Annotated in this window: 1 protein-coding gene; it reads right to left on the minus strand. The window is 72.8% G+C overall.

Annotated elements, in window-relative coordinates:
* Positions 1-60 precede the first annotated feature (60 nt).
* A complete protein-coding gene (locus AQJ64_RS44865; protein WP_055633538.1) occupies positions 61-1,083 on the minus strand; it encodes a zinc-dependent alcohol dehydrogenase in 1,023 nt (340 codons plus the stop codon).
* Positions 1,084-1,087: the final 4 nt, after the last annotated feature.

Raw genomic sequence — 1,087 nt, forward strand, 5'->3', positions numbered from 1 at the left:
CGGCCCGCAGGCCGGGTTCGGAGCCGTCCACACCGACGACGACCGGGAGGGCCATGGCGCTCACCGCCCCGCTCCGAGGTCGAAGACGATCCGGGCCTTGACCTCGCCGCGCAGCACGGCCTCGATCGACTCGTTGACGGCCTCCAGCGGGCGGGTCTCGTGGATGACCCGGGTGCGGCCGGCCGCGTGCAGCTGGAACACCTCGGCGAGGTCCTGGCGGGTGCCGACGATCGAGCCGATGACGGAGGTGCCGTTCAGAACGGTGTCGAAGATCGGGACACGGACCGTGCCGTGGGCCGGCAGAGCCACCATGACCAGCTTGCCGCCGCGCCGCAGACCGGAGTTGACGGCCTCGAAGGCCGCGTCGTTCACCGCGAGCGCGATCGCCGCGTGGGCGCCGCCGTACCGCTTGAGGACCTCGCCGACGTTCTCCTTGCGGGCGTCGATCAGGATGTCCGCGCCGAGGTCGGCGGCCAGCTGGAGCTTCTCGTCGGTCACGTCGATCGCGGCGACCGTGGCGCCGGCGATCTTCGCGTACTGCACGGCCAGATGGCCGAGCCCGCCGACGCCGGAGATCGCGACGAGCTGGGCGGGCCTGACGTCGGCGACCTTCAGCGCCTTGTACGTCGTCACGCCCGCGCAGGTGAGCGGGGCGGCGTCGAAGGGACTGACGCCGTCGGGCACGGGCTGGGCGAAGTCGGCCCACGCCAGCATCTTCCCGGCGTAGCCGCCGTCACAGCCGTAACCGGTGTTGACCTGCTGCTCGCACAGGGTCTCCCAGCCGGACAGACAGTGCTCGCAGCGTCCGCACGCCCTGCCCAGCCACGGCACGGCGACGCGCTGCCCGACGGCCAGGTGGGTGACACCGTCACCGAGCGCCTCGACCAGGCCGACGCCCTCGTGACCCGGCACGAACGGGGGGTTCGGCTTCACGGGCCAGTCGCCGTGCGCCGCGTGGATGTCGGTGTGGCACAGCCCCGACGCCTCCACCCGGACACGGACCTGCCCGGGACCGGGCTCCGGGTCGGGGCGCTCCTCGATGACCAGGGGCTCGCCGAACGCTCGGACGACAGCTGCCTTCATGGGG

It is taken from the genome of Streptomyces griseoruber (assembly GCF_001514205.1).
Taxonomy (GTDB): domain Bacteria; phylum Actinomycetota; class Actinomycetes; order Streptomycetales; family Streptomycetaceae; genus Streptomyces; species Streptomyces griseoruber.